General features: G+C 65.1%; 20 protein-coding genes and 3 pseudogenes. 10 read left to right on the top strand and 13 right to left on the bottom strand.

What is annotated here, in order from left to right; translation table 11 throughout:
• Positions 1-48: 48 nt before the first annotated feature.
• Entirely contained in the window at positions 49-1,425 is a 1,377-nt protein-coding gene (locus RM96_RS22915) for a DUF1329 domain-containing protein (RefSeq protein ID WP_039013912.1), read from the bottom strand.
• Between the two features lie 22 nt (positions 1,426-1,447).
• Positions 1,448-3,031: a DUF1302 domain-containing protein gene (locus RM96_RS22920; RefSeq protein WP_052279684.1), complete on the bottom strand. Its 1,584-nt coding sequence runs from the start codon at positions 3,029-3,031 to the stop codon at positions 1,448-1,450.
• 456 nt (positions 3,032-3,487) lie between these two features.
• Between RM96_RS22920 and RM96_RS22925 the strand changes: the two genes are divergently transcribed.
• A complete protein-coding gene (locus RM96_RS22925) occupies positions 3,488-4,249 on the top strand; it encodes an enoyl-CoA hydratase/isomerase family protein (RefSeq protein WP_052279685.1) in 762 nt (253 codons plus the stop codon).
• A 52-nt stretch (positions 4,250-4,301) separates the two neighbouring features.
• Here the strand turns inward: RM96_RS22925 and RM96_RS22930 are convergent, their stop codons facing one another.
• Genes RM96_RS22930 through RM96_RS22945 form a run of 4 tightly spaced genes read right to left on the bottom strand, consistent with a single transcriptional unit; the run spans position 4,302 to position 7,891 of the window.
• Positions 4,302-5,102 (bottom strand): DUF2889 domain-containing protein, encoded by an 801-nt coding sequence (locus RM96_RS22930; protein WP_039013915.1) that lies wholly within the window; start codon positions 5,100-5,102, stop codon positions 4,302-4,304.
• Between the two features lie 47 nt (positions 5,103-5,149).
• Positions 5,150-5,620 carry a bacteriohemerythrin gene (locus RM96_RS22935; RefSeq protein WP_039013916.1) on the bottom strand — a complete coding sequence of 157 codons (471 nt, stop codon included), beginning with the start codon at positions 5,618-5,620 and terminating at the stop codon, positions 5,150-5,152.
• Positions 5,621-5,662: 42 nt separating this feature from the next.
• The gene (locus RM96_RS22940) at positions 5,663-7,183 is read right to left on the bottom strand and encodes a class I adenylate-forming enzyme family protein (protein ID WP_039013918.1); all 1,521 of its coding nucleotides are present in this window, start codon (positions 7,181-7,183) and stop codon (positions 5,663-5,665) included.
• Positions 7,184-7,240: 57 nt separating this feature from the next.
• Positions 7,241-7,891, bottom strand: coding sequence for a glutathione S-transferase family protein (locus RM96_RS22945; RefSeq protein ID WP_039013919.1), 651 nt, complete (start codon positions 7,889-7,891; stop codon positions 7,241-7,243).
• Positions 7,892-8,142: 251 nt separating this feature from the next.
• Here RM96_RS22945 and RM96_RS22950 point away from each other — a divergent pair, with 251 nt between their 5' ends.
• From RM96_RS22950 to RM96_RS22980, 7 genes are all read left to right on the top strand, one after another.
• Entirely contained in the window at positions 8,143-8,961 is an 819-nt protein-coding gene (locus tag RM96_RS22950) for an enoyl-CoA hydratase/isomerase family protein (protein ID WP_039013920.1), read from the top strand.
• A 46-nt stretch (positions 8,962-9,007) separates the two neighbouring features.
• On the top strand, positions 9,008-10,432 hold the full coding sequence (locus RM96_RS22955; RefSeq protein ID WP_039013921.1) for an aldehyde dehydrogenase family protein: 1,425 nt from the start codon (positions 9,008-9,010) through the stop codon (positions 10,430-10,432).
• Positions 10,433-10,488: 56 nt separating this feature from the next.
• Positions 10,489-11,532, top strand: a complete 1,044-nt coding sequence (locus RM96_RS22960) for an NADP-dependent oxidoreductase (protein ID WP_039013922.1) — start codon at positions 10,489-10,491, stop codon at positions 11,530-11,532.
• Positions 11,529-11,912: an EthD domain-containing protein gene (locus RM96_RS22965; protein ID WP_039013923.1), complete on the top strand. Its 384-nt coding sequence runs from the start codon at positions 11,529-11,531 to the stop codon at positions 11,910-11,912. The genes RM96_RS22960 and RM96_RS22965 overlap by 4 nt, the downstream gene beginning before the upstream one ends.
• 72 nt (positions 11,913-11,984) lie before the next feature.
• Entirely contained in the window at positions 11,985-12,824 is an 840-nt protein-coding gene (locus RM96_RS22970) for an SDR family NAD(P)-dependent oxidoreductase (protein ID WP_039013926.1), read from the top strand.
• Positions 12,825-12,902: 78 nt separating this feature from the next.
• Complete coding sequence (locus RM96_RS22975) at positions 12,903-14,126, top strand: acyl-CoA dehydrogenase family protein (protein WP_039013927.1); 1,224 nt, start codon at positions 12,903-12,905, stop codon at positions 14,124-14,126.
• A gap of 40 nt (positions 14,127-14,166) precedes the next feature.
• Positions 14,167-15,309, top strand: coding sequence for an acyl-CoA dehydrogenase family protein (locus RM96_RS22980; protein WP_039013928.1), 1,143 nt, complete (start codon positions 14,167-14,169; stop codon positions 15,307-15,309).
• A gap of 46 nt (positions 15,310-15,355) precedes the next feature.
• On the opposite strand, the gene RM96_RS22985 is transcribed toward RM96_RS22980, so the two are convergent.
• The 4 genes from RM96_RS22985 to RM96_RS23000 form a co-directional block, all read right to left on the bottom strand.
• A complete protein-coding gene (locus RM96_RS22985) occupies positions 15,356-16,522 on the bottom strand; it encodes a thiolase C-terminal domain-containing protein (protein WP_039013929.1) in 1,167 nt (388 codons plus the stop codon).
• Positions 16,519-16,938: a Zn-ribbon domain-containing OB-fold protein gene (locus tag RM96_RS22990; protein ID WP_052279687.1), complete on the bottom strand. Its 420-nt coding sequence runs from the start codon at positions 16,936-16,938 to the stop codon at positions 16,519-16,521. Before RM96_RS22990 ends, RM96_RS22985 begins: the two co-directional genes overlap by 4 nt.
• Before the next feature lie 76 nt (positions 16,939-17,014).
• Positions 17,015-18,193, bottom strand: coding sequence for an acetyl-CoA C-acetyltransferase (locus RM96_RS22995; RefSeq protein ID WP_039013932.1), 1,179 nt, complete (start codon positions 18,191-18,193; stop codon positions 17,015-17,017).
• Positions 18,194-18,282: 89 nt separating this feature from the next.
• Positions 18,283-19,065: an SDR family NAD(P)-dependent oxidoreductase gene (locus RM96_RS23000; RefSeq protein WP_039013933.1), complete on the bottom strand. Its 783-nt coding sequence runs from the start codon at positions 19,063-19,065 to the stop codon at positions 18,283-18,285.
• A 486-nt stretch (positions 19,066-19,551) separates the two neighbouring features.
• On the opposite strand from RM96_RS23000, the gene RM96_RS23005 reads away from it, so the two are divergent.
• A complete protein-coding gene (locus RM96_RS23005) occupies positions 19,552-20,016 on the top strand; it encodes a hypothetical protein (RefSeq protein ID WP_039013934.1) in 465 nt (154 codons plus the stop codon).
• Between the two features lie 248 nt (positions 20,017-20,264).
• Here the strand turns inward: RM96_RS23005 and RM96_RS40930 are convergent.
• Positions 20,265-20,432, bottom strand: a pseudogene (locus RM96_RS40930) (ISL3 family transposase); the annotation flags it as partial.
• Between the two features lie 1,009 nt (positions 20,433-21,441).
• On the opposite strand from RM96_RS40930, the pseudogene RM96_RS40935 reads away from it, so the two are divergent.
• Positions 21,442-21,594, top strand: a pseudogene (locus RM96_RS40935) (DUF7673 family protein); the annotation flags it as partial.
• Between the two features lie 36 nt (positions 21,595-21,630).
• Here the strand turns inward: RM96_RS40935 and RM96_RS40940 are convergent.
• Positions 21,631-21,993: pseudogene (locus tag RM96_RS40940) on the bottom strand (IS110 family transposase); the annotation flags it as partial.
• 55 nt (positions 21,994-22,048) lie between these two features.
• Complete coding sequence (locus RM96_RS23020) at positions 22,049-22,513, bottom strand: MarR family winged helix-turn-helix transcriptional regulator (RefSeq protein WP_238587378.1); 465 nt, start codon at positions 22,511-22,513, stop codon at positions 22,049-22,051.
• Positions 22,514-22,709 lie beyond the last annotated feature (196 nt).

Genomic DNA, 22,709 nt, shown 5'->3' on the forward strand with positions numbered 1-22,709 from the left:
CGGTCAACCGGGTTGCACCGGACCGCTGCTGCGTGGATTGCCGGCAGGTCAGCGTCCGCTGCGCGCCTGCATGGCGTCCGGCACGAACTTGGAGTTGGCGTGCGGCTTGTCGAGGATGAACCAGCCGAGGTTGGGGCCGTCCCCCGCCGCGGAGGCGATGGCATAGGCGCCCGTCGACAGGTCATACGTCCAGTACGGCCACGACCACGGCACCTGCTTGTCGTAAAGCTGGGTCATGCCCATGAAGGTGCCCTTGTAGATCTTGCCCGCATGGTCGTACATGTCGGCCACGCCGGCGCCGGACCAGTCTTCGTCGATATAGAACACGCGCTTGCTGTAGACGTGACGGGCGCCCGGCTTGAGCGTGGCTTCCACCACCCACACCCGATGCAGCTCCCAGCGCACGAAATCCGGGTTCATGAACTTCGGTCCGAGCAGTTGGTCGCTCTTGACGTTGAAGTGGACATCGTAGGAGCTGTACGGGATGTACATTTCCTTCTTGCCGACCAGCTTCATGTCCCAGCGATCCATCTTGCCCGACAGCATGTAGGCGTCGTCATAGACCATCACACCACCGGCCGAGGCAATCGGCGTGTCATAGGAGATGTCCGGCGCGAGGCGGACGCGGCGCGTGCTGGCCGAGTACGCGTAAGCGCGGCGCGGCTTGTCCTCGAAGTCGGTGTTGTCCTGCCACACGTTGGCGTCGCCCACGGCGCGGGTCGGGCCGGTGAAGTTCAGCGCCATGCGCAGGAAGGACTGGCGGTCGACGTTTTTCGGCCAGTCGGCCGGCCAGTTGTACGGATAGTCCTGGTCGTACTGCACTTCACCGGACTGGACGATCTTGCCCGTGCTGTCCACGTAGATGTTGCGCACCCAGCCCTTGGCCGCCGTACCGACGTAGCGCAGTTGCTGGTTGTACATGACCTCCAGGCCGCTCTTCGGGATCGGGAACGGAATGCCGCCGTCGGCGCCTTCGACCGCCATGCCATCCTTCCCGAGCTTGGCCGTGGTGGCGTTGTGCAGGGTCTTGTCGAGGAAGAACTGCGGCCAGTTCGCCGTGCGGTGCGTCTTGTAAACGTCCATCCGGTAGTCGGGGAAGCGCTTGAAGAGGGCCTTGCTGGCCTCCGAGAGCTTGTCGCCGTACTTGTCCATGTTCGCAGCGGTGATCGTGAACAGCGGCTTCTCGCTGGCGAACGGATTCACCCACTTGCCCGAGTCCTTCTTGAAGCCGGAAGGATCGAGGTTGGTCGGCAGACCGCCATCGTAGACAGGAATGGTCCCGTCCTTGTTGGCGGCCTTCTCGGCGCCGACGGCAGTCAGCGTCGAGCCCAGTTGCTTTGCCTGGTCGGCGCTAACGGCGGCATGCGCCGTGCCGGCAATCAGCGCCAGCGACGCGATGGCGGCGATCTTCGATCGTAGTTTCATGTTGTCTCCTTCTCTCTGCACGTCAGAACGACGTTTGATAAGTCAGCATCAGGTTGGCCTTGTCGTTGTACGGCGCCCCCAGCACCAGACCGCGCGCGGGGTCCGTCTTGCCGTGGTAGTAGTTGAACGACAGGTCGATGAAGTGACGCTGGTACACCGCGGCGGACAGACCGACCTTCACGGTCTGCGCGCCTTCGAAGCCGCCGCTGTTCGTCGGCGCCGATCCCTTGAAATTGATGGAGTAGAACAACGGCATCGAGAGGTCGACGCCCGGGAACACTTGGGTCCACGTCGGCGTAAAGGACACGCCGAACGTCCAGAACGTCCGCGTCGAGCAGCCCGCGACGATGTCGGTGGTGGTGCACCCGGCCGCCGCATTGCCGTTGCCGCGATAAGCCGCCGCGTTATCCGTTACCTTGACCAGACTCGTCATGGCGAGTTCGGTCGCCAGCGCTGCCGACGAGAACACCGGCGACTGGCCGAACGTCTTGACGCCATTCAGCAGCGCATGGAATGTTTCGCCGCGGGCACCGTAGGAGTCGGGCCCCGCCTGGCCCCGGCTGTTCAGCGGCATGTTGGTGCGGTACGAGACCTCGCTGCCAAGCGAAACGCCGCCCACCATCTTCGCCAGGCTCAGGCCGTACAGGTTGACGTCGCGTGCATAGACGGCGCGGCGCAGGCCGGTCGTCGTATCGAGCTGCGATGCCCAGGGGTTCTTTTCGTCGAAGTTGCGGTAGTACATGCCGATGGTGCCCTGGTCGAGCCAGTCCGGCCGCCACCGCGCCGACAGGCCGATGTCGCCGCCCTTCCCGTTGACGGCGCCTTCGCGCCCCACGTTCGGCCCGAGCAGGATGGTGTCGGCGGCGCCGAAGTAGGTGCCGCCTTCCGGCAGCCGGTTCGTGGCCCAGCTAAAGGTGTACTGCCCGGCAACGCTGACCTCGTCCGTGAGTTGCGCGATCGCCGACATCTGCCAGACGGGCAGCGCGGTTTCCTTGGCCGAGGCGCCCGGATTGGCCACGGCCTTGTTCGAATCAGACGGTGCTTGCGAGTAAGCCACCGAGTTGGTGCTCCCGAACAAGCCCTCGCCCCAGATCACTGCATGCTTGCCGAGGCGCACATCGACCGGGACCGTGCCGACGTCCGCGCGGCCGAAGACGAAGGCGTCGAGGACTTCGCCCGACGGGCCGCGGTAGTACCGAGTGACCGGCGACGTAAAGCGGTCGTTCACGTATGCGGACGGATTGTTCGTATGCGCGGCGTTGCTGCCGTAGGAGGCGTCGTACCAGGCGGCAGTACTGACGCGCGCGCCGAACTCCTTGTACCGCACGTCCAGTTCGCTCAGCCAGTCGAGCCGGTTGGTGAAGAAGTCACCCTTCTTGAAGAGCGAGTTGCTCTGATCGAACGGGAAGCCGGCGGCATTGTTGATGCTGTTGCTTGCATTCTGCAGGCGGTTGCCGAGGCTGTAGCGCAGTGTGTTGTCCCAGCGCACCTTGACGTCCGATTCGCCGGTGTCGAACTCCATCGACAGGGCCGGCACCGCGACCATCACCAGGGCGCCTGAAAGCACAATCCGCAGGCCGGCATTGAGACGGCGACTGCCGCCCATTCGCCGGCACCCATCACCTTCCTTTCTGTTCACCATGTCTCCCATCACTTTGTCTCCCACCCTTTTAAATTCGATTCCTGTGCAGACCGCACATTTCTGAATTCACTTCTTGTCTCTTTCCGGACTATTTCCGCGATAGTGCAATGGCTATCGATGCGAGATCGCGGGTAATGCTGGAAGTAGGTTACTGAGGGATGGCGCGTCAAACGATCGTCCCTTTCGACGATTTCCCGCGCGTGCTACAGGGTGGGGATGAACGGTCGGCGACGTGGCGAATTACTTCGCTTCCGTCAAGGTGTCTGGCGGTCGTAACACTCGTCGTTTTCGACGATTTCTCGCGGTGACATGGGAATTCTCGATACGGGGTATTCAATCCGACATAGGATTCGGAATGCGCGGCAGGTCGGGATTTCCGCATTGCCGTGAAGCACAATTTCCACCATTGGAGACAGAACGATGAACGAGCCATCGCTGATCAACCATCGGCCATTCGACGGCGTGGTCCAACTGACGATCAACCGGCCATTCGCGATGAATGCCGTGACAGTCGAACTGGCGGATGCGCTGGCAGACGCGCTGCGCGACGCTGCCTCCGACGCAACGGTGCGCGCCATCGTGCTGACCGGCGCGGGAGAGCGCGCCTTCAGCTCGGGCTACGACATCAAGGAAATGTCAGGCATGGACGCCGACGCCATGCTGCTGGCCACCATCCATCGCTGCCCCGTCATACGGGCCATTGCCCGGCACCCGAAGCCGGTGATCGCTGCAATGAACGGGTTGGCGCACGGCGTGGGCGCGCTCTATGCGATGGCGGCCGATATCCGTATCGCGTGCCACGAAGTCAGCTTCCGCGTCGCCGCCGCGCTGCATGGCGCGGCCGAGGGCGCCTGGCAGCTTCCGCATATCGTGGGGGCGGCGCGCGCCAAAGAAATCCTGCTGACCGGGCGAGTGGTTGGTGCCGAGGAGGCACTGGCGATCGGGCTGTACCACGAAGTCGTGCCGCGCGAAGCGTTGTTGCAGACCGCCGTGGAGAAGGCGCGGCAGATCGCGGCAATGCCGCCACTCGGCACGCAATGGGTCAAGCGCCTGATCGACGAGGGCATCGGCCGCAGCCTGGATGACCAGTTCCACGCCGAGCAACTGGCGCTGGCCACTGTCATGCGCCCGCTCGGCGGCCGGGAGACGTTCGATACATTCCTGAGTAAGCGGCGCAACTGAGTGCCGTGGCGCGCCCCTGGCATTCGCACGGGCGCGCTTGTCGCGCCGCCGGCTACAGCGTCTGGCCTGGCCGGAAGAACGTCAGCACGTCGGTGACCGAATCCTTGTCGAAGCGGCGCATCGTGGCAAGCCGGACCGCCTCCCCATAGCGCGCCGCCTGCGAGCCATAGCATGTCCCCTCCGGCGGTCCGGACAATGCCGCCTTCATGCCAACCGTGGCTTCCATGTCGATCTTCTGTCCGCGTGCCACGAACAGCGCCTTCTGCATGACGAAGTAGTGCTCATGCCGGTCAGCGGGGACATTGGTGCGCACCCACGACATGAATCCCCTGAACACGCTCAGCCCCCGGCATGCCTCCGGCGCCACGATTCGCTCGTAGTTCTCCATCGTGAAGCTCAACGTCGGCACGCCGTTCACGCCCAGCGTGGCAACGACCATTTCGTCGCCCTGGCTGTCTGGCACGACCACGTCGTAGCGCCGATCTTCCCTGCCATGCCAGGCATGCGTCGCGGCCAGGCAGAACATGTCGAACATGTGCGTGCATTGCTGGCTGGCGTCCGTCTGGCGGGCAATGTCGAACAGGCTGTCCGACAGCCGGCTGCCCACCATGACCTCCAGCGCGTTACCCGCGCCCGCGCAACTGGTGAGCGGCTGCCGGTGCCACGCGCTGCCGACGCTGGTCACCACGCCATCCTGGTGCGTCAGCGATATCTGGAAGGCGTGGCCAATGTCCTCCATCGCCAGGCAGACCTGTCCCGGTGACGGGGTGCTGATCTGCAGGGACCGCACGTAGACACCGTTTCCGTACTCCGCCCGTTGCGGCATGGTTCGCAGGCTTGCGTCAGTGATCATCTTGGTTCCGGGAACGTCCGGCATGAGGGGCACAGAGGGCATAAGGGCTATGCAGACAGCTCGGCCGCGCCGTGATCGAAGCTCATGTGGCGGCGCAGGACAACCGGCTTCCCGCCATGCAGACGCTTAACCATCCAGTGCGCCAGGGCCGAATCGAGATGAGTGGTGTGGCCGGGGAACCAGTCGGCAAGGTGCGCGACAAAGTCCCGGCCGATGGCGACGTCCCCCTCCTGCACCAGCGCCAGCACGTCCCGCGCCGACTTCAGGACGGCCGCATGCTCGTCGATATGGCAATCGCGCGGCGGGAAGTCGTGCTGGACCATGAGCGCGTCCTCGGCATCGAAGTGCTCCTTCAGGTGCTCGTGGAGGCGCGCCAGGCCGCCCGCGAGGTCTTCCTCGGCGCATTGCGACAAGGACGCGATTTGCGCCACGAATTCGCGATGCACCGCGTCCATCGGCTCGTAGCCAAGGAGCAGGTTGTCATTCCAGGCCAGTTCGTCAACGTGCTCAGCGGACATCTTGTTCTCTGTCAGGGGGACGGGTGGTTTGGAGTCGCGCCGTCAGCGCACTTTCGGCAATGTAAGGTGCGCATCGGCGTACTGCTTGCGCAATTCCGGCTTGGAGATCTTCCCCGCGGCGAGGCGGGGCAGCGGCTCGTCGCGGACCGCGACGTAGCGCACCACCTTATAGTCGCTAAGATGCTTGCAGCAGTGGGCGATCAGCGCCGGTATCTCGATGCCGCCCGGCGCGTAGATCGCGGCCATCGGCGTCTCGCCGAAGCGCTCGTCCTTCGCCGCGATCACCGCCACCTCGTCGACCCCTGGGAATTCCGAGATCACCCGCTCCACCTCCGCCGCGGAGATGTTCATGCCGCCGGAAATGATGATGTCCTTGATGCGGTCGAGCATGGTCAGCAAGCCGTTCTCGTCCAGCACGCCCAGGTCGCCCGTGCGCAGCCAGCCATCGACCAGCACCTGCGCGGTGGCCTCCGGATCGCACCAGTAGCCGACCATGACCGCCGGTCCCTTGATGACGATCTCGCCCGGCACGCCAGGTGGACAGAAATTGCCGTCGGCGTCGATCGTGGCGATGCGCGTCAGCGGCATGCCACGCCCGCATTTCTCCGGGAACTTGACTGCATCGGCAACGGGATTGATGGTGGCGCAGCCGCCGGCTTCGGTCTGGCCGTACATCTGCTGGAAGACCAGCCCCCGCTGCATCCACGCTTCCAGCAGTTGGCGGGAGACCCGGGCGCCGCCCGATTGCAACATGCGAATCGACGACAGGTCGGTCGAAGCGAAGGACTCGCACGCAACCATGCGCTCGAAGAACACCGGCACGCCCATCAGGATCGTGATCCGGTCAGTCTCGATGCGCCGGAGCGCCTTGGCCGGGTCAAAGCTGTCCTCAAAGTAGGCAGTGCCGCCATACACCAGCATTTCGGTCAGCACGTAGTAGCCCGCCGAGGTACACAGCGGACCGAACACCATCACGCGCGGGTGCTCGACCGCCCGCGCGGCTGCAAGCGCGAGGTCCGCGAAGCCGCCGAGCATGGTGCGGTGGCTATAAACCACGCCCTTCGGGTATCCCGTGGAACCGCTCGTGCCAATGATGACGACCGGCGTGTCGGGACCGATCGCCGGGTCGCGTGGCCGGCCCGATGGCGTCGCGTGACGAAAGCGGCTGATCTCGTCCAGCGGCAGGATGCCGATGCCTGGCGCCGTCTCGCCAATGGCGACCGCATGTTCCGTCCGATCCTGGTCGTGGAAGATGAAGCGGGGCTCATAGCGGCCGACGACATGGCTCGCCTCGCTAAGCGTAAAGCGCGGGTTTACCGGCGCCAACAGGCCGCCCGCGCGCATTACCGCCTGCGACATCACGCACCATTCGAGACTGTTGGTGGCATAGATGCTGACCCGATCGCCGGCCTGCAGTCCGAGCCCGACCAGCCAGTCACACGTAGCGTCCGCCCAGGTGCCGAGTTCACCATACGTCACGCGGTCGTGGCTGGTGACAATCGCCAGTTCGTCCCGGCGTTCCGTCGCCCACCATTTGATGGCATCGATCAGCGTACCGTTCATAAATCTCCTCTCAGGCCCCGGTTCACCAGGTGCTTTCTATTCAATTCCAGCGCAGGATCAGGCGGATGCCGCCTCGGCCTGCCGGCTCGACCATGCCTTCTGCACCTGCTTCGCGGCCTTGAAGGCGGGACGCTCCTGCAGGCGCGCCCAGTATGACAGCACCGGCGGCGGCAGGTGCGGTTGCAGGCCGACCAGCCGGCTCAACAGCAGCGCGTAGCCAACGCTGATGTCTGCCGCGGTGAAGCGGTCGGCCACCAGATAGTCATGCTGCTGCAACGCCGATTCCACGAGGGCGAGGCGGTTGAAGAAGAACTCCCGATAATCCGCCACGACAGCCGGCTGGCGCCTCTCCGGCGGCTCGAAGTATGCGTAGCGCATCAGCGTCGCCAGCGGCGTGGTGAGCGACGCCTCGCCGAAGTGCAGCCAGTTCAGCCACTGGCCATAGTCTGCATCGTCGCGCGCCACTGCCAGGCCACCCGACGGATAGCGGGTCGCCAGGTACTCCAGGATCGCCGCCGATTCGTTCAGCGTCGTCGCGCCATCCTGCAGGCAGGGAACGGACCCAGTCGCATTCACCCGCAGGTACTCCGGCGCGTGGATCCGGGGCGGGAAATCCATGATCTTCGCCTCGTAGGGCAGCTTCATTTCCTCCAGCAGCCAGAGGCAGCGGAACGATCGCGCGTCGTTGCAGTGGTACAGGGTGATCAAGTTCGTGACTCCTTCTTTCTGGCGGATTTGCGGGGAAGTTCGACGGAATTAGAGCACGGCGCCGCCGCCGGCCCGATCGTCGAAAGCGACGATTGCCAGTGCCGAATGCACAAACCTAAGATGCCTCCACAACGCAAGTGGAGTGCCGCCGGCCGCTGCCCGTGAAGCGCATCCCGCGTCGCCTTTCCCCGAGGGGGCCCGCGCCGCCTGGCGCACCACATTGACATTGATCTTCCAGAAGCGAGGATTGTATGGATCAGAACGAGATCCTGATAGACAAGAGCCGACCGGGCGTCGCGGTGCTGACGCTGAACCGCCCCGAACGCCTGAACGCACTCAGCCAGCAGACAGTCCGCCGGCTTTCCAACGCACTCGACGAACTGTCCCGCGACGAGAAGGTCAGGGCAATCCTGCTTACCGGCGCGGGCCGTGGCTTCTGTGCCGGATGGGATCTCTCCAGCCCTCTGACCGACAGTTCCGGCGAGCCGATCGAGGCGCCGGCCTCAGTAACCGACTACTACCGCGGGCAGCAACTGTTCGCCGGCATGGTCCGCCGCCTGCGCGCAAGCCCCAAGGTCATCCTCGCCGCGATCAACGGCGCCGCCGTGGGTGCGGGCTTCGCGCTGACGCTGGCGGCCGACATCCGGCTGGCGTCCCGATCCGCCGCGTTCCATGTCGGCGCGGTGCGGATCGGGCTCACCGCCGGGGAATGCGGCATCAGCTATCACCTGCCCCGCCTCATCGGCGCTTCGCGCGCGTTCGAGATCATGCTGTCTGGTCGCCCCGTGCAGGCGAGCGAGGCGGTGCGCATTGGCCTGGTAACCGCCGCGGTCGATGACGACCAACTGCTGGAGCAAGCCCTGGAGACCGCCGCCCTCGTGCTGCGCAACAGCCCTTATTCGACCCATCACACCAAGCAGCTCATGTGGGCCAACCTGGAAGCCGGCAGCCTCGATGCGGCGCTGGAAGTGGAGAACCACGCCCAGGTGCTGGCCCTGATGACCGAAGACTTCCACGAAGCGTCCCGCGCCTTCGCCGAGAAGCGAACGCCGGCATTTACCGGCCGGTAAGGCCGCCCCTCTGAACCGATCAGCCCGACTCGATGGAGACGCAAGCATGGACTTCTTTTCCGATTACACCCTCACCATTGGCGGCAAGGCACGCGCGACGGCGCGCAGCCTTGACGTGAAGAACCCCGCGACCGGTCAGCCGTTCGCGGCCGCGCCGGCCGCCTCGGCACAGGATCTCGACGACGCCGTCGCCGCCGCACAGGCTGCGCTACCGGCCTGGAAGGCGTTGCCGATCGCGGAACGCCGGAACGTCATCAACGCGGCGGCCAACGCGATCAAGGCGCACGCCGACGATCTGGCGCGCCTCTTCACGCTGGAACAGGGCCGCCCGCTGGAGGCCGCCCGTCAGGAAATCCTGTTCGGCTCGTTCTGGCTGAAGGCCGTGGCGAAGCTAGACCTGCCGGTCGAAGTGGTCGAGGACACGCCTGCGCGGCGCGTAGAAATCCACCACGAACCGCTCGGCGTAGTCTGCGCGATCGTGCCGTGGAATTTCCCCTTCCTGCTGGCCACGTGGAAGATCGGCCCGGCCTTGCTCGCCGGCAACACGATGGTGATGAAGCCGTCGCCCTTCACGCCGCTGCTAGCGCTCAAGCTCGCCGAGCTGTGGCGTGAAATCCTCCCGCCCGGCGTCTTCAACGTCCTCTCCGGCGACGACGAACTCGGCCCACTGATGACCGCCCATCCGGGCTTCGCGAAGATCTCGTTCACGGGTTCGACGGCCACCGGCAAGCGGGTGATGGAAGCCGCCGCGCGCGACCTGAAGAGCATCACGCTGGAACTGGGCGGCAACGACGTGGCGATCATCATGCCGGACGTCGACATCGACCAGGTCGCCCGGGAAATCTTCCACGGCGCCTTCTACAACAGCGCGCAGGTGTGCGTGGCCACCAAGCGCCTGTACATCCACGACGATATCTACGACGCCCTGCGCGACCGGCTGCACGCACTGGCACTGGAAGCGAGAGTCGACGACGGCATGAAGCCGGGCACCCACTACGGCCCCGTCCAGAACGAACCGCTCCATCGCCGCCTCCTGGGCCTGATCGACGAAGCCCGCGCCGAGGGCCTGACGCTGCTCACCGGCCGCGAGACGCCCGACAACGGCGGCTACTTCGTCCCGCTTACGCTGGTGGACAACCCGCCCGAGCATGCGCGCGTCGTGGCCGAGGAGGCATTCGGCCCGGTCCTGCCGCTGCTCCGGTTCACGGACGTGGAAGACGTGATCCGCCGCGCGAACGACAGCAACTACGGCCTGGCCGGCGCCATCTGGTCGAAGAACGTCGACAACGCGGTAGCGATTGCGAAGCGCCTCGAAACCGGCACGGTCTGGATCAACCAGAACTTGCAGAACGCGCCGCACATCCCGTTCGCGGGGCAGAAGGAGTCCGGCATTGGCGTGGAAAACGGCATGGAGGGGCTGAAGTCGTTCACCCAGATCAAGTCCATTTTCATTCCCAAGGCACAGGCCTGAGGGAGTGTGCCGCAAGGATCGACGCCGGCTGCCCGGCAGCCGGCCAAGGAGAAGCAATGAGTGTGCAAGAGCCCGCGCTGCGCTGGCAACTGAAGCGCCGTCCGAAGGGCGCCATCGAACCGGAAGACCTGGAACTCGTCGCGTACCGGCCGGCACCGTTGGCCAATGAGCAGATCGAGGTCCGCAACATCTACCTCTCACTCGACCCCACGCAGCGGATCTGGATGAGCGACCGGGAGCAGTATCTGCCGCCCATCGAAGTGGGCAGCGCGATGCGCGGCACGACGGTTGGCGTGGTCACGGACTCCCGCTCCGGGCGCTTCAAGGCCGGCGATCTCGTGCAGTTGGGGCTAGCCGGCTGGGAAACACGCAGCGTCACCGATGCGCGCATGGCGCGGCCCGTCCTCACGCTGCCGGGTGTGCCGCTGACCGCCACGCTGAGCGTGCTGGGCGCCACCGGCCTCACCGCCTGGTTCGGCATGACACGCGTGGGACAGGTCAAGGCCGGCGACATGGTCGTGGTCTCGGCCGCCGCCGGGGCGGTCGGCTCCGTTGCCGGCCAAATCGCGAAACTGCGCGGTGCACGCGTGATCGGCATCGCGGGCGGCAAGCAGAAATGCGACTGGCTGACCGGCGAACTCGGCTTCGATGGCGCCATCGACTACAAGCGCGAAGATGTCGGGGCAGCGCTCGACCGCCTTTGCCCCGACGGCATCGACCTCGACTTCGAGAACGTGGGCGGCGCGATCATGGAAGCCGTCTACACGCGCATGAACACCTTTGGCCGCATGGTCCTGTGCGGCATGATTTCCAGCTACGAAAAGGATGGCCCGGTGCCGGGACCGGCCGACTTCTCGCGCATCCTGATGCGGCGGCTGCGCATCGAGGGATTCGTCGTCGTGGATCACATCCCGAAGGCGAAAGAGGCGTTGACCGAGCTGGAGCCCTGGGTGGCCGGCGGTCAGATCCAATGGCGGGATCACGTCGTGCCGGGCATTGAAAACGCGCTGGAAGCGATGCAGATGCTGTTCTCCGGCAAGAATGACGGCAAGCTGCTGCTCGGCATCACGCAGGAGCCGGACGAGAGGGCCCGACCTTGATCAAGATCGTCTTCTGCCTCCGGCGGCTCCCGTCCCTGAGCCGGGCGGAATTCCAGGCCTACTGGCGTGACATGCATGCGCCGCTCGTCGCGGAACATGCGCCGACACTCGGCATCGAGCGCTACGTCCAGTGCCACACCCTCGACGACGCCACCTTCGCCAGCTTCTCGCGCAGCCGTGGCGGCCATCCGCCGTTCGATGGCGTGGCCGAACTCTGGTTCTCCGAAGCTCCGTCATCCTTCATCGAAGAACGTCGGCGCGCCAGCCAGATCCTGCTAGATGACGAGCACCGCTTCATCGACCTGCCGGCCTCGCCGATCTTCTTCACGCGGGAACATGAAGTGCTGAAGGATTTCATCGACCTCCGCGCGCGGCGGTGAGCGTTGCGCGCCTGTTTGCCTGTGTGCCGACCGTGTCGGCACATTCCACCCCCCCCCCAATCCCGACCCGAGATGAACACACTCGCTGGAAAAGTCTTTGTGATTACCGGCGCCGGCCGCATGCGCGGCATCGGCCGCGCCACCGCCCTGCGTCTTGCGCGCGACGGCGCGGACGTTGTGGTAACTGCCCAGCGCCGCGATCCCGCGAGCTTTCCCGAACACGAGCGCGCGGCGCAATGGCGCGGGATCGAATCGCTCGCCGAGGAGATCAGAGGGCTGGGCCGCCGCAGCATGGCGATCGAATGTGACGTGACGCGCGGCGCCGACGTTGAATCCATGATCCGCGCGGCCGTGGAAGGCATGGGCCGCATCGACGGTGTGGTCAACAACGCCGGCGTCCCCAGCGGGGCGGGCGACATGCCGATCGTTGACCTCGATGAGGCCGAGTGGAAGCGCACGATGGCCGTCAATCTCGACGGTGTGTTCCTGGTATCGCAGGCCGTCGCGCGCGTGCTGATCCGCCAGGGCGAGGGCGGCGCGATCGTCAACCTGTCTTCCGTGGCCGGACGGATCGGCATGGCGAACTACGGCGCCTACAGCACCACCAAGTTCGGCGTGATCGGCCTGACGCAGCAGATGGCGCAGGAACTGGCGCGGCACGACATCCGCGTCAATTGCATCTGCCCCGGGTTGACCGACACCGACATGCTGGACGGCACCTTCGGCCGCTCCGCTGCCCGCTCCGGCAAGGCATTCGACACGATCAAGAGCGGCAGCGTGCGGGGCGTCCCTATGCGGCGCCAGGGAATGCCCGACGAGCAGGCAGCGGCGATCGCGTTCCTGCTGAGCCCGGATGCGTCCTACATCACCGGCCAGGCCATGAACGTCGACGGCGGCATGCGCATGGACTGAGTCATCGGGAGCGGTCGTTCCGTTCCCGGCAAATTTCACGACCGCTATGGTTGTAGCGGCCTTCACAGGAGATTGACCATGGAACTTCGGTGGAGCGACGCCGAACTTGCCTTTCGCGATGAAGTCCGAGCCTTCATCCAGGCAAACCTGACCGACGAGCTGCGCGACGCGGGCCGCCACATGACGAGCGTCTATGTTGACCATCACGCCTCGATCACCTGGCAGCGCAAGCTGTTTGAAAAGGGCTGGGGCGCCCCTTCCTGGCCCGTGGAGCACGGCGGGTGCGACTGGAGCGTCGCGCAGCGCTACCACTACACCCGCGAGCGCCTAACAGCCGGTGCACCGCCGGCCCCGCTAGGCATCCACATGTGCGGCCCGGCGCTGATCCGCTACGGCACCGACGCACAGAAGGCGTTTTTCCTGCCGAAGATGCTCACCGGCGAGCACTACTGGTGCCAGGGCTACTCCGAGCCCAACTCCGGCTCCGACCTCGCCTCGCTCCAGATGCGCGCCGAGGACGACGGCGATGACTTCCTCTGCAACGGCTCCAAGATCTGGACGACCCACGCCAACGTGGCGAACTGGATGTTCTGCCTCGTCCGCACTGAGAAGTGCGAGCGTCCGCAGCGCGGCATCACGTTCCTGCTGATCGACATGGCGAGCCCGGGCATCACCGTGCGGCCCATCGTCGCGCCATCGGGCGAGCACATCCAGAACCAGGTGTTCTTCGACAACGTGCGCGTGCCCAAGGCCAATGCCGTGGGGAAGATCGGCGATGGGTGGGCCGTTGCGAAATACTTGCTGGAGCATGAGCGGGGCGGCACCGCCTACGCGCCCGATCTCCAGGTCAGGCTGGACCGGATCGCCGCCTTCGCCGCGACGGTCCCGGGCCACGACACCTCCGCTCTCATCGACGACCCGGCCTTCGCCCACAAGCTCGCCGCCGCGCGCATCCGCGTGAACGCGCTGGAGTTGTATGAATTCCGCGCCATGTCGGAGGCGGCGAACGGCGGTTCGCCCGGCCTCGCGGCATCGGTGATGAAAGTCGTCGGCACCGAACTGAGCCAGCACGTGACCGAGCTGGCGCTCGAAGCCGCGGGCGACTACGGCATCGCCTATCAACCCCAGGCCACCCGGCCCGGCGGCCCGGTGGTATTGCCGTTCGGCGCCGGGCCGCATGTGGGCCCGGCCTTTGCCGCCATTGCCCCGCTGCACTACCTGAACGACCGGGCCGGGACGATCTACGCCGGCTCCAACGAGATCCAGCGGAACATCATCGCCAAGGCAGGGCTGGGCCTCTGATGACGCCCGGCATCGCACGCAACCGAGATCCGAGACACCCATGCACTTCTCGCTGAACAACGAACAGACACTGCTGCGCAACAGCCTGCGGGCGTTCCTGCGCGACCGCTATCCCTTCCCCTCGCGCAAGGACGCCAGCCAATCGGACAAGGGCTGGCGCCCCGACATCTGGCGCGCGCTCGGGAAGGAGCTTGGCATCCTGGGCGCGGCCCTTCCGGAAGACGTGGGCGGCAGCGGCGGCGGCCCGGTCGAGAACATGATCGTCATGGAGGAACTGGGCCGGGCCCTCGCGCTGGAGCCGTTCGCGGAATCGGTGGTGATGGCCGGCGGGTTGCTGCGCCGCGCCGGGGGCCAGCGCGCACGCGACCTGCTCGCCGCCGTGCTCGCCGGAGACGACACCGTTGCGGTGGGATGGAACGAGCCTGGCGCACGCTTCGGACTTGCAACGGTCGGCACGCAGGCACGGAAGCAGGGCGACGGATGGTGTCTCGAAGGTCACAAAGTGGCCGTCATCGGCGCGCAGTGGGGGTCCAGCCTGATCGTCACAGCCCGCAGCGGCGGCGCCGCGTCAGACCGTTATGGCATTTCCCTCTTCCTCGTCGAGCGCGAACGTCCTGGCGTGACGCTGCGCGAGTACCACACCATCGACGGCCGGCGCGCGGCGGACGTGGTTCTCGACGGCGTGATGCTTCCCGCCGATGCGCTGCTGGGCGCTGAGGGACAGGCTTTTGACCTCATCGAACGCATCGCCGACGAGGCCGTGGCGGCGCAATGCGCGGAGGCGGTCGGCCTGATGGAAAGGATGCTGGAGGACACCGTCGCCTATACCCGCCAGCGCGAGCAGTTCGGCCAGCCGATCTCGTCCTTCCAGGTCCTGCAGCACCGCATGGCGGACATGATGATCCAGGTTGAACTGGCCCGGTCGTCGGTCTACGGCGCGACGTTGAAGCTGGATGCGGAACCGGCCGAACGTGCAAGGGCGGCGTCAGCCGCGAAGGTCACGACCGATCAGGCCTGCCGCTTCGTCGGCCAGAACGCCATCCAGCTTCACGGCGGCATGGGCATGAGCGACGAGCTTCCCGTCACGCATTACTTCAAGCGGGCCACGGTTCTTGGCAATACGCTGGGCAGCGCGGACTACCATGTCCGGCGTTTTGCGGGATTCGAGCGCGAAGCGGCTTGATGTAGCCGGAAAAGAGGAGGGGGCGCCGTGGCGCCCCCTTTTTGCATCACAGATTGTCAGCCCCGAACACCGCCGAACTGACTGTCGGCGCCCCAGGCCCGCCTGTCATCAGACAGATCTTCGCATCCGGCACCGGATTGGCCGACTCGCCGCGCAGTACCCGCACCGATTCGATGGCCGTGCCGATGCCATGCACGAAGCCGTGGGCAAAGTTCCCGCCCGAGGTATTGACCGGCAGTTTCCCGGTCGGCGCGATCAGGTTCTCGAACCGGATCACTTCGGCGACGTTCTCGTACGTGCAGAAGCCGTGGTCGATCAGCGACATGACACCCTGCGCGCTGAAGTTCTCGTAGAGCTGGATCACGTCCACGTCCGCCGGCGTCAAGCCCGTCTGCTGCCACAGCCTGCGTGCAACCGGCTTGAAGCCTGCGGAGGCGTAGTCGTCGTCATTGTCGAGCAGGTCGCCCCACCCTTTCGCCGTGCCATTGGCCACGCCCAGCAGCCGCACCGGCTTCTTGCGGAGATCCCGAGCGCGCTCGGTCGAGACAAGCAACAACGCACCCGCGCCGTCGTTCTCGCGCGAGCAGTCGAACAGCCGGAACGGCTCGGCAATCCAGCGGCCGTGGCGATACACATCCAGGTCGAGATCCTTGCCGCTGGCCATCGCCTCCGGATTGCGGGAGCCGTGGTAGTAGGAGGCACGGACCAGTTCCTCGGCCACCGACTTCGGCACCTTGTGGTGCTCGAACATCCGCTGTGCCCGCAGCGCGCAAAGCTGCGCGGGCGCCATCAGCCCGGCGCTGATGCAATGCGCGTTGAGGTGGTGACGCATCACCGCAGCCGACAGGCGTCCACTGTTGTCCTGCACCAGCGCGCGGAACACCACCACCGCCGAGGCCTGCCCCGTCGCAATGGCCGCCGCCGCGATGCCGAACGCCGCCGCGATGCCGCCGCCGCCGCCGCCCCAGACCTGGGAGTTGAAGCATAGCTCCCTCGTGCCCAGGTCCGACATCAGCCGCACAGGCTCGTTGTTGTCGTCGCCATACGCGACAAACCCATCCACGTCCGCCGGATCGAAGCCGGCATCCTCGCAAGCGTCGACAATCGCCCTGACCAGGACGGCCTGCTCCGGCATCGGTGCGCTTCCGCGCTTGTACTGCCGCAGGCCCAGCCCGGCCACCGAGACGGACCCACAGAATTCATTCGGATTCATCGCGCCTCCCGTTCCGATTCGTCGCCCACGGGCGTCCACTTCAGACCATGCACGGCCTCACCCTCCCATTCGAACTGCCAGGGCTCGGCCGTTACGCGCTGCCCGATCCGGACCGGCTCGCCGGCATCTGCCATCACGCCATTCAATCGTTTGCCTCCCGCACCGTCGAGTTCGACGATCACGCTCACATACGGCAAGCCCTTCGCCTGCCAGCCGAAGTCGTGCCAGGTGCGGGTCCACGTGAAGATGCGGCCGCGTGGCGCCACTTCGTGCCAGCCCTGCTCCCATGACCCACACTCGCCGCAACGCCAGACCGCCGGCCAGTGCCACGCGCCGCAGCCGCTGCATTGCTGCATTTTCAGACTGCCTTCCGCGAGCGCGTTCCAGTACTCGGCGTCCGCTCCCAATCCTTTCATTCCAGCCCTCCAGGAAAATTGATGTCAGCCGTCCGTCGCCATCGCCGCGTGCCCGCTGCGGCGATCGCGACGAGGGTCAGAGGCGTTCGACGATGGTGACGTTTGCCATGCCACCGCCTTCGCACATGGTCTGCAGCCCGTAGCGCTTGCCGCGCTGGTGCAGGGCGTGCACGAGGGTGGTCATCAGCTTGGTGCCCGAGGCGCCCAGCGGGTGCCCCAGCGCAATGGCGCCGCCGTTGACGTTGAGGCGCGCCGGGTCCGCGCCGGTCTCCCTGAGCCAGGCCAGCGGCACCGGCGCGAAGGCCTCGTTCACTTCAAAGAGGTCAATGTCGTCGATCGACAGCCCTGCCTTCTTCAGCGCGTGCTGCGTGGCGGGGATGGGCGCTTCGAGCATGATGACCGGATCGTGGCCGATCACCGACAGATGGTGGATGCGGGCCAGCGGCTTGACGCCGAGCGTCTTCAGGCCACGCTCGTTCACGACCAGAATGCCGGTCGCGCCGTCGCAGATCTGGCTGGCGGATGCGGCGGTCACGCAACCGCCTTCCTGGATCGGGTTGACGCTGGCGATGCCTTCGAGCGTGGCGTCGAAGCGGATGCCTTCGTCCACGCGGTGCATCTCGCCGTTGGCGCCACCCTCGGCCGTGCGCACGTCGACGGGCACGATCTCGCTGTCGAACAGCCCTGCCTTCGTTGCGGCAATCGCGCGCTGATGGCTTTCGAAGGCGTAGGCGTCAAGCATCTCGCGGGACAGGCCGTACTTGCGCGCGATCATCTCCGCGCCGGTGAACTGGCTGAATTCCACGCCCGGATAGCGGGCCTGCACGGCGGGGCTGACATAGGTGCCGAAGCCGTGCTTGAACGGGAGCGAGCTAGGCAACCCCATTGGAACTCTCGACATGCTTTCTACGCCTGCCGCGATGACCACGTCCATCGTGCCCGACATCACGGCCTGCGCCGCAAAGTGGATGGCCTGCTGCGACGAACCGCACTGGCGATCCACCGACGTCGCGGGCACCGATTCCGGCAGGCGCGAGGCCAGCACCGCGTTGCGCGCGATATTGTTGCTCTGCTCGCCGGCCTGGCCGACGCAGCCGAGGATCACGTCCTCGACCAGCATCGGATCGGCGTCGGCGCGATCCAGCAGTGCGTTGAGGACCTGGCCTGCCAGGTCGACGGGATGCCAGCCCGACAGTCGTCCATTCCTGCGCCCGCCGGCGGTACGTGCGGCGGCGACGATAAATGCTTCTGCCATGTCGATGTTTCCTTGAGGAGACCTGCGTTCTTTGGAGGGCATGGCACGAAAGATGTGCCATGCCCCGCACTACCTGAGGCCGTAGGCCATCAGCGCGGCGCCATGCGGATCGCGCCGTCCAGGCGGATGCTTTCGCCGTTGAAGTAGGTGGTCGTCACCATCATTTCGGCCACGGCGGCAAACTCGTCGGGATTACCGAGGCGCTTCGGGAACGGCACGGACGCCGCCAGCGCTGCGCGGACATGCTCCGGCGCGCCGGCCATGAGCGGGGTCTCGAAGATGCCCGGCATGATAGTGTTGACGCGGATGCCTTCGCCCATCAGGTCGCGCGCAATCGGCAGCGTCATGCCCACGACGCCGGCCTTGGAAGCCGAATAGGCGGCCTGGCCGATCTGGCCATCCTGCGCCGCGACCGACGACGTGTTGATGATGATTCCGCGCTCGACGTCGTCCAGCGGATCGAGCGACAGCATGCCGGCCGCCGACAAGGCGAGGCAGCGGAAGCTGCCGACGAGGTTGATCTGGATGATCCGGTCGAAGGCGTGCAACGGGAAGTGTTTGGGTTCACCCGTCTCCTTCTCGCGGCTCGCGGTCTTGATGGCGTTGCCGGTGCCGGCGCAGTTCACAAGAATGCGCTCCTGTCCGATGGCAGCCCGCGCCTTGGCGAAGCCTGCGACCACGTCATCTTCGGAGGTCACGTCCACCCGGCAGAAGACGCCGCCGAGTTCCTTGGCGAGCGCTTCCCCCTGCGCTTCGTTCAGGTCGAACAGCGCTACCTTCACGCCCCGGGCAGCCAGGCGGCGCGCGGTCGCCGCGCCCAGGCCGGAGGCGCCGCCGGTGATGACAGCGGATACTTTTGAGTCGAGTCTCATGTGTCGGGTCCCTGCTTGGTGGTTTGGGAAAGTTACCGGCGCGGTCCGGCCGCTCGTGGACGGCAGCCCGGTGCGGGGCGGATACGTCGTGGCGCGGGGAAGGCCGGGGACGGGCGGACAGCGCGGCTTGCAGGAAAGTCTAGAGACGTCCGCGATCACGCAACATCGTCGGAAGTGACGATAAATTGGGCAGCGAACAACGTGGGCCCTGCAATCGCCCAGTGTGTTGAAAACCCCATCGCCCCACTGAACGGGCCGAGATTTCGGAAAACTGACTTCTCAGATCAGCCGGTATCGGACGATCGTTACTCGGTTGGAGGTTTGGGTACCCCTGAAATCTCCCAAGAACCGTGTTAACCGAATTTTTCAACGCAATCGGGCGGAAGCGGTCAGTCGCTAGCGCCTTTTGCGCCGCAAGATGCAAGCGCCGCAGGGTGGCCTATATTGGGTCGGAATAGGACCGGGGACCAATGTTGGAGAAACGTGATGAAAAATACCCTTTGGTCAGTAATAGTGGCGCTTTCGGCTTTCCCCGCGGGACTCGCGGCAACAGACGCCATCGCCCAGAACAACTCCGTGACTGTCGTCCCCCTCACTGCCACGACGCGCAATGCCGGACATACCGCGCAGGCCACGCTGGCAGCGCAGGGCGACCAGACGGCAATCACCCTTCTTGTTGGCGGCGTGCCCGACGAGGTGAATGCCCCTCCCCATCTGTACGCGTTTATCTACCGCGGCACCTGCGCGAGCCACGACACGAAACCCGCGTACGATCTGAATCGCACTGTGCTGCCAGACAACCTGCCTGGTAATGGTGGCGTGTTAACACTATCGAGAAGAGCCCCAGCCATATTGAGTGAGCTCAGGGGAGGCGGATATACGGTCGTGGTGCGGACTAGCCCAGCGGATGGCAATTTCGATATTTTCTGTGGAAGTATCCGGGCAAGCTGACGCAAGCGTGGCAACGCTTGGGCCGCGTCATGTCGCGGCATAGTTCCAATGTGATCGCGTCGAACGACCGCCCCGAGGCGCCACTAGCGAATCCAATCCGTGTCGCTTGACTTGCCGGCCGACTTGCTCGGCTCCGGCAATCGTCGAATCGGCCGACACTGTCAAGTTGGCGCTAGCCAGGCGATAGGGAGTGTTAAGAACCTTGGGGTTCGGCTTCGGTGGAGTGTAGTAAGCCTGGGTCTTCCGCCATAGCTGCCGTGGAGTCGGTTACTCCAACGACGGCAGGCAGGACAAGGTGCCGCGCGAACCGTACTGCGGGCTTCGACAGTGATGGTCTCCCATCGCGCGTCGCTGGAGACGACGCGCTTACCCACACGGGCGAGAATACGATCGATCCCACCGAGAACTTGGCTCATGGCAACGATCAACGTGGGGCCAGATCGGCCCGAGATCAAGCCCTCGACGCGGCCGTCACACAAAGTGCGGAAGACCCATCTTTACTACACTTCACGTTACCGGACACCACGCAAGACTCAGTACGCGGCTGCTGGCTAAGCTTTGCCGCGGTCGCCATCTCAGGCGACTGAATTCCATGCGCTTGCAAGGCGCAACCCTCGCAGAACCCGCCGTGCGGAACTACCGGTTTGCGCCGCATTGATGGTCATGCGCAGCGTGGTCAGACCGACACCACGGCCTCACGCGACTGCATCAACGCCTATGCAGTGCTACGAGCGTCCTCTTTCCGTCGCGATGACAAGCCGCGATTGCCCCCATCGATGCGCGCCATCCGGGACGCTGAACGGCGCCCGTTCCATCGGTGCGTTAAGGCCAGCGATGGGCTGGAGCAGAGGCACGCCGTCGTACCCTGTGCATGCGTTGCCGGGCAGGACCACTCGCCGCGGATGGCAAAAGCACTCGCTCGACCACCAGCAGCCGGCTACAGCTGTTGACGCACCGGTGCGGTCTCCGGCGCTGCGGGCCGGGCCGGCTCATAGGAGTCGGTTGCTGGCACCGGCATGCGCGGCGGGGGCGGGGCAGGGGGCAACAGATGGTTCTTCGGCTTCGTATTGCAGGCGCCCAACAGACTTCCGACAAGGACCATCCATCCCACGTGCGCAAGGAATCGTGTCTTCATGGCTGCCGCCTCCTCCCGGATGGGATGTTTCGTTGTGATAGGGCGAGTCTACCTTCACCGGAGGTGCTTTATCGCGGCGACGGCCAAGGTGCATAGCCTCACCGTCGTGACACGCAATGTCAGCAGTTTCGCGCACTTCGAAGTCGACTTGTTGAACCCATTCGAGCCCGGTGCAGGAAGCCAGCGGCCGTAGGCTAGGGATGGCGGAGGGCGCCCGCCCAGCGCGGAGCATCAGTACGAGTCCCGAGCAACAAGACAACGCCCCCTGGGGACTGAAGAAGGAGCTGGGTATGCGCCTGATTGCGCATGCGCAGCGCGATACGGGCCAGAGCCGCCGCGTGGCCGACTTCCTGCTGGTCTGGTGGAACGCTGTTGCGTGCGGCGGCGTCGGCCTGACAAACCTGTGGAATGTGGACGGCGACATCGCTGCCGACATGGTGACGGTGTTCGCCTATCTGGCCGCCGGCCCCAAGGCACAGCTGCATCGCCTCTTTCCGCAGTTGGCCCCGATCGCGCGTCAACCTGCGGCGATGGCACGTGAACCACATGCTGCGGTCGCGTTCGCCGCCCAGTCACGCACGCAGGTTGATCACCAGTTTGATGGCATCGAGCCGGTCGGTCTTCCCCCGCCACTTGTGGCGCTCGACCGGAATACTGGCCGGATCGACGACATAACACTCGATGCCTCGCACTTGCAGGGCGCGCTGAATCCAGAAGGCGTCCTGGCCTGCCTCGTAGCTAACCACCAAGCGCACGTCAGCCGGCAGCGATCACTTCTCCTTGTGATGTTCAATTATGTCCAGCACCGCCTGCAGGCGCGAGGCGGCTTGCAGCTCGGCTACCCGCTTCAGCGGCATCCTTCCACCATCGCCCGTTCACGTCCTGCCGTCTGCTTTATCACCCCGCCTCATTGATTCTCTCTCGCGCGTGCGAAACCAGGCGATCGAGCATGCGATCGAACTGCTCCTGCTCGAGGGAATCCAGGCAAGCGAGAATTTCGACATTGCGGCGCTCGATCAGCGCCATCGCCCGCCGCCAGATCCGCTCCCCCTTGGCTGTGAGTGTCAACACCACACCGCGGCCGTCGGTTGCGCTAACCGCCTTGCGTACCAGCCCCTGATCGACCAGTGACTGCGCCGCGCGGCTTGCCTGCCCTTTGTTCAAATTTGCACTATGCGCAAGATCGTTGACCGACATCGGACTGAACGAACCGATCGCAGCCAGGCAGCGTCCTTCGTGCATTGGAATGCCCACTTCAGCCTCGTAAGCCAGCTGGGTGACGCGATCCGTGAGCTTCGAGAGCGTGTGTAGGCGGTGCGTCAAGGTGCGATCAAGGGCAACGGGAATGGATTTCGATGTCACAAGTGGCAACCAATTCAAACTAGATCGGAATCGGCAACTATACGGCCGATTTGTTGCAGGTACAACCAATATGCCAACAGGAAGTGCTTACTGCGGCCCTCCATCTACTAACGATCCCGCCCACATGGTTGCGTGCGCAACCAGTATAAACCCCGATATTGGCGATCCTCTACCTGAATCATACTAGTTGCGCACA

This window comes from Cupriavidus sp. IDO (genome assembly GCF_000812465.1).
Classification (GTDB): domain Bacteria; phylum Pseudomonadota; class Gammaproteobacteria; order Burkholderiales; family Burkholderiaceae; genus Cupriavidus.

What these genes read in the sequence shown, in the direction of transcription:
- RM96_RS22975 (WP_039013927.1), top strand. Translation starts at nt 12,903, where the DNA reads ATGGAACTTCGGTGGAGCGACGCCGAACTTGCCTTTCGCGATGAAGTC.
- RM96_RS22950 (WP_039013920.1), top strand. Translation starts at nt 8,143, where the DNA reads ATGGATCAGAACGAGATCCTGATAGACAAGAGCCGACCGGGCGTCGCG.
- RM96_RS22970 (WP_039013926.1), top strand. Translation starts at nt 11,985, where the DNA reads ATGAACACACTCGCTGGAAAAGTCTTTGTGATTACCGGCGCCGGCCGC.
- RM96_RS23000 (WP_039013933.1), bottom strand. Translation starts at nt 19,065, where the DNA reads ATGAGACTCGACTCAAAAGTATCCGCTGTCATCACCGGCGGCGCCTCC.
- RM96_RS22990 (WP_052279687.1), bottom strand. Translation starts at nt 16,938, where the DNA reads ATGAAAGGATTGGGAGCGGACGCCGAGTACTGGAACGCGCTCGCGGAA.
- RM96_RS22960 (WP_039013922.1), top strand. Translation starts at nt 10,489, where the DNA reads ATGAGTGTGCAAGAGCCCGCGCTGCGCTGGCAACTGAAGCGCCGTCCG.
- RM96_RS22925 (WP_052279685.1), top strand. Translation starts at nt 3,488, where the DNA reads ATGAACGAGCCATCGCTGATCAACCATCGGCCATTCGACGGCGTGGTC.
- RM96_RS22915 (WP_039013912.1), bottom strand. Translation starts at nt 1,425, where the DNA reads ATGAAACTACGATCGAAGATCGCCGCCATCGCGTCGCTGGCGCTGATT.
- RM96_RS22980 (WP_039013928.1), top strand. Translation starts at nt 14,167, where the DNA reads ATGCACTTCTCGCTGAACAACGAACAGACACTGCTGCGCAACAGCCTG.
- RM96_RS23005 (WP_039013934.1), top strand. Translation starts at nt 19,552, where the DNA reads ATGAAAAATACCCTTTGGTCAGTAATAGTGGCGCTTTCGGCTTTCCCC.
- RM96_RS22935 (WP_039013916.1), bottom strand. Translation starts at nt 5,620, where the DNA reads ATGTCCGCTGAGCACGTTGACGAACTGGCCTGGAATGACAACCTGCTC.
- RM96_RS22920 (WP_052279684.1), bottom strand. Translation starts at nt 3,031, where the DNA reads ATGGGCGGCAGTCGCCGTCTCAATGCCGGCCTGCGGATTGTGCTTTCA.
- RM96_RS22985 (WP_039013929.1), bottom strand. Translation starts at nt 16,522, where the DNA reads ATGAATCCGAATGAATTCTGTGGGTCCGTCTCGGTGGCCGGGCTGGGC.
- RM96_RS22955 (WP_039013921.1), top strand. Translation starts at nt 9,008, where the DNA reads ATGGACTTCTTTTCCGATTACACCCTCACCATTGGCGGCAAGGCACGC.
- RM96_RS22995 (WP_039013932.1), bottom strand. Translation starts at nt 18,193, where the DNA reads ATGGCAGAAGCATTTATCGTCGCCGCCGCACGTACCGCCGGCGGGCGC.
- RM96_RS22930 (WP_039013915.1), bottom strand. Translation starts at nt 5,102, where the DNA reads ATGATCACTGACGCAAGCCTGCGAACCATGCCGCAACGGGCGGAGTAC.
- RM96_RS22940 (WP_039013918.1), bottom strand. Translation starts at nt 7,183, where the DNA reads ATGAACGGTACGCTGATCGATGCCATCAAATGGTGGGCGACGGAACGC.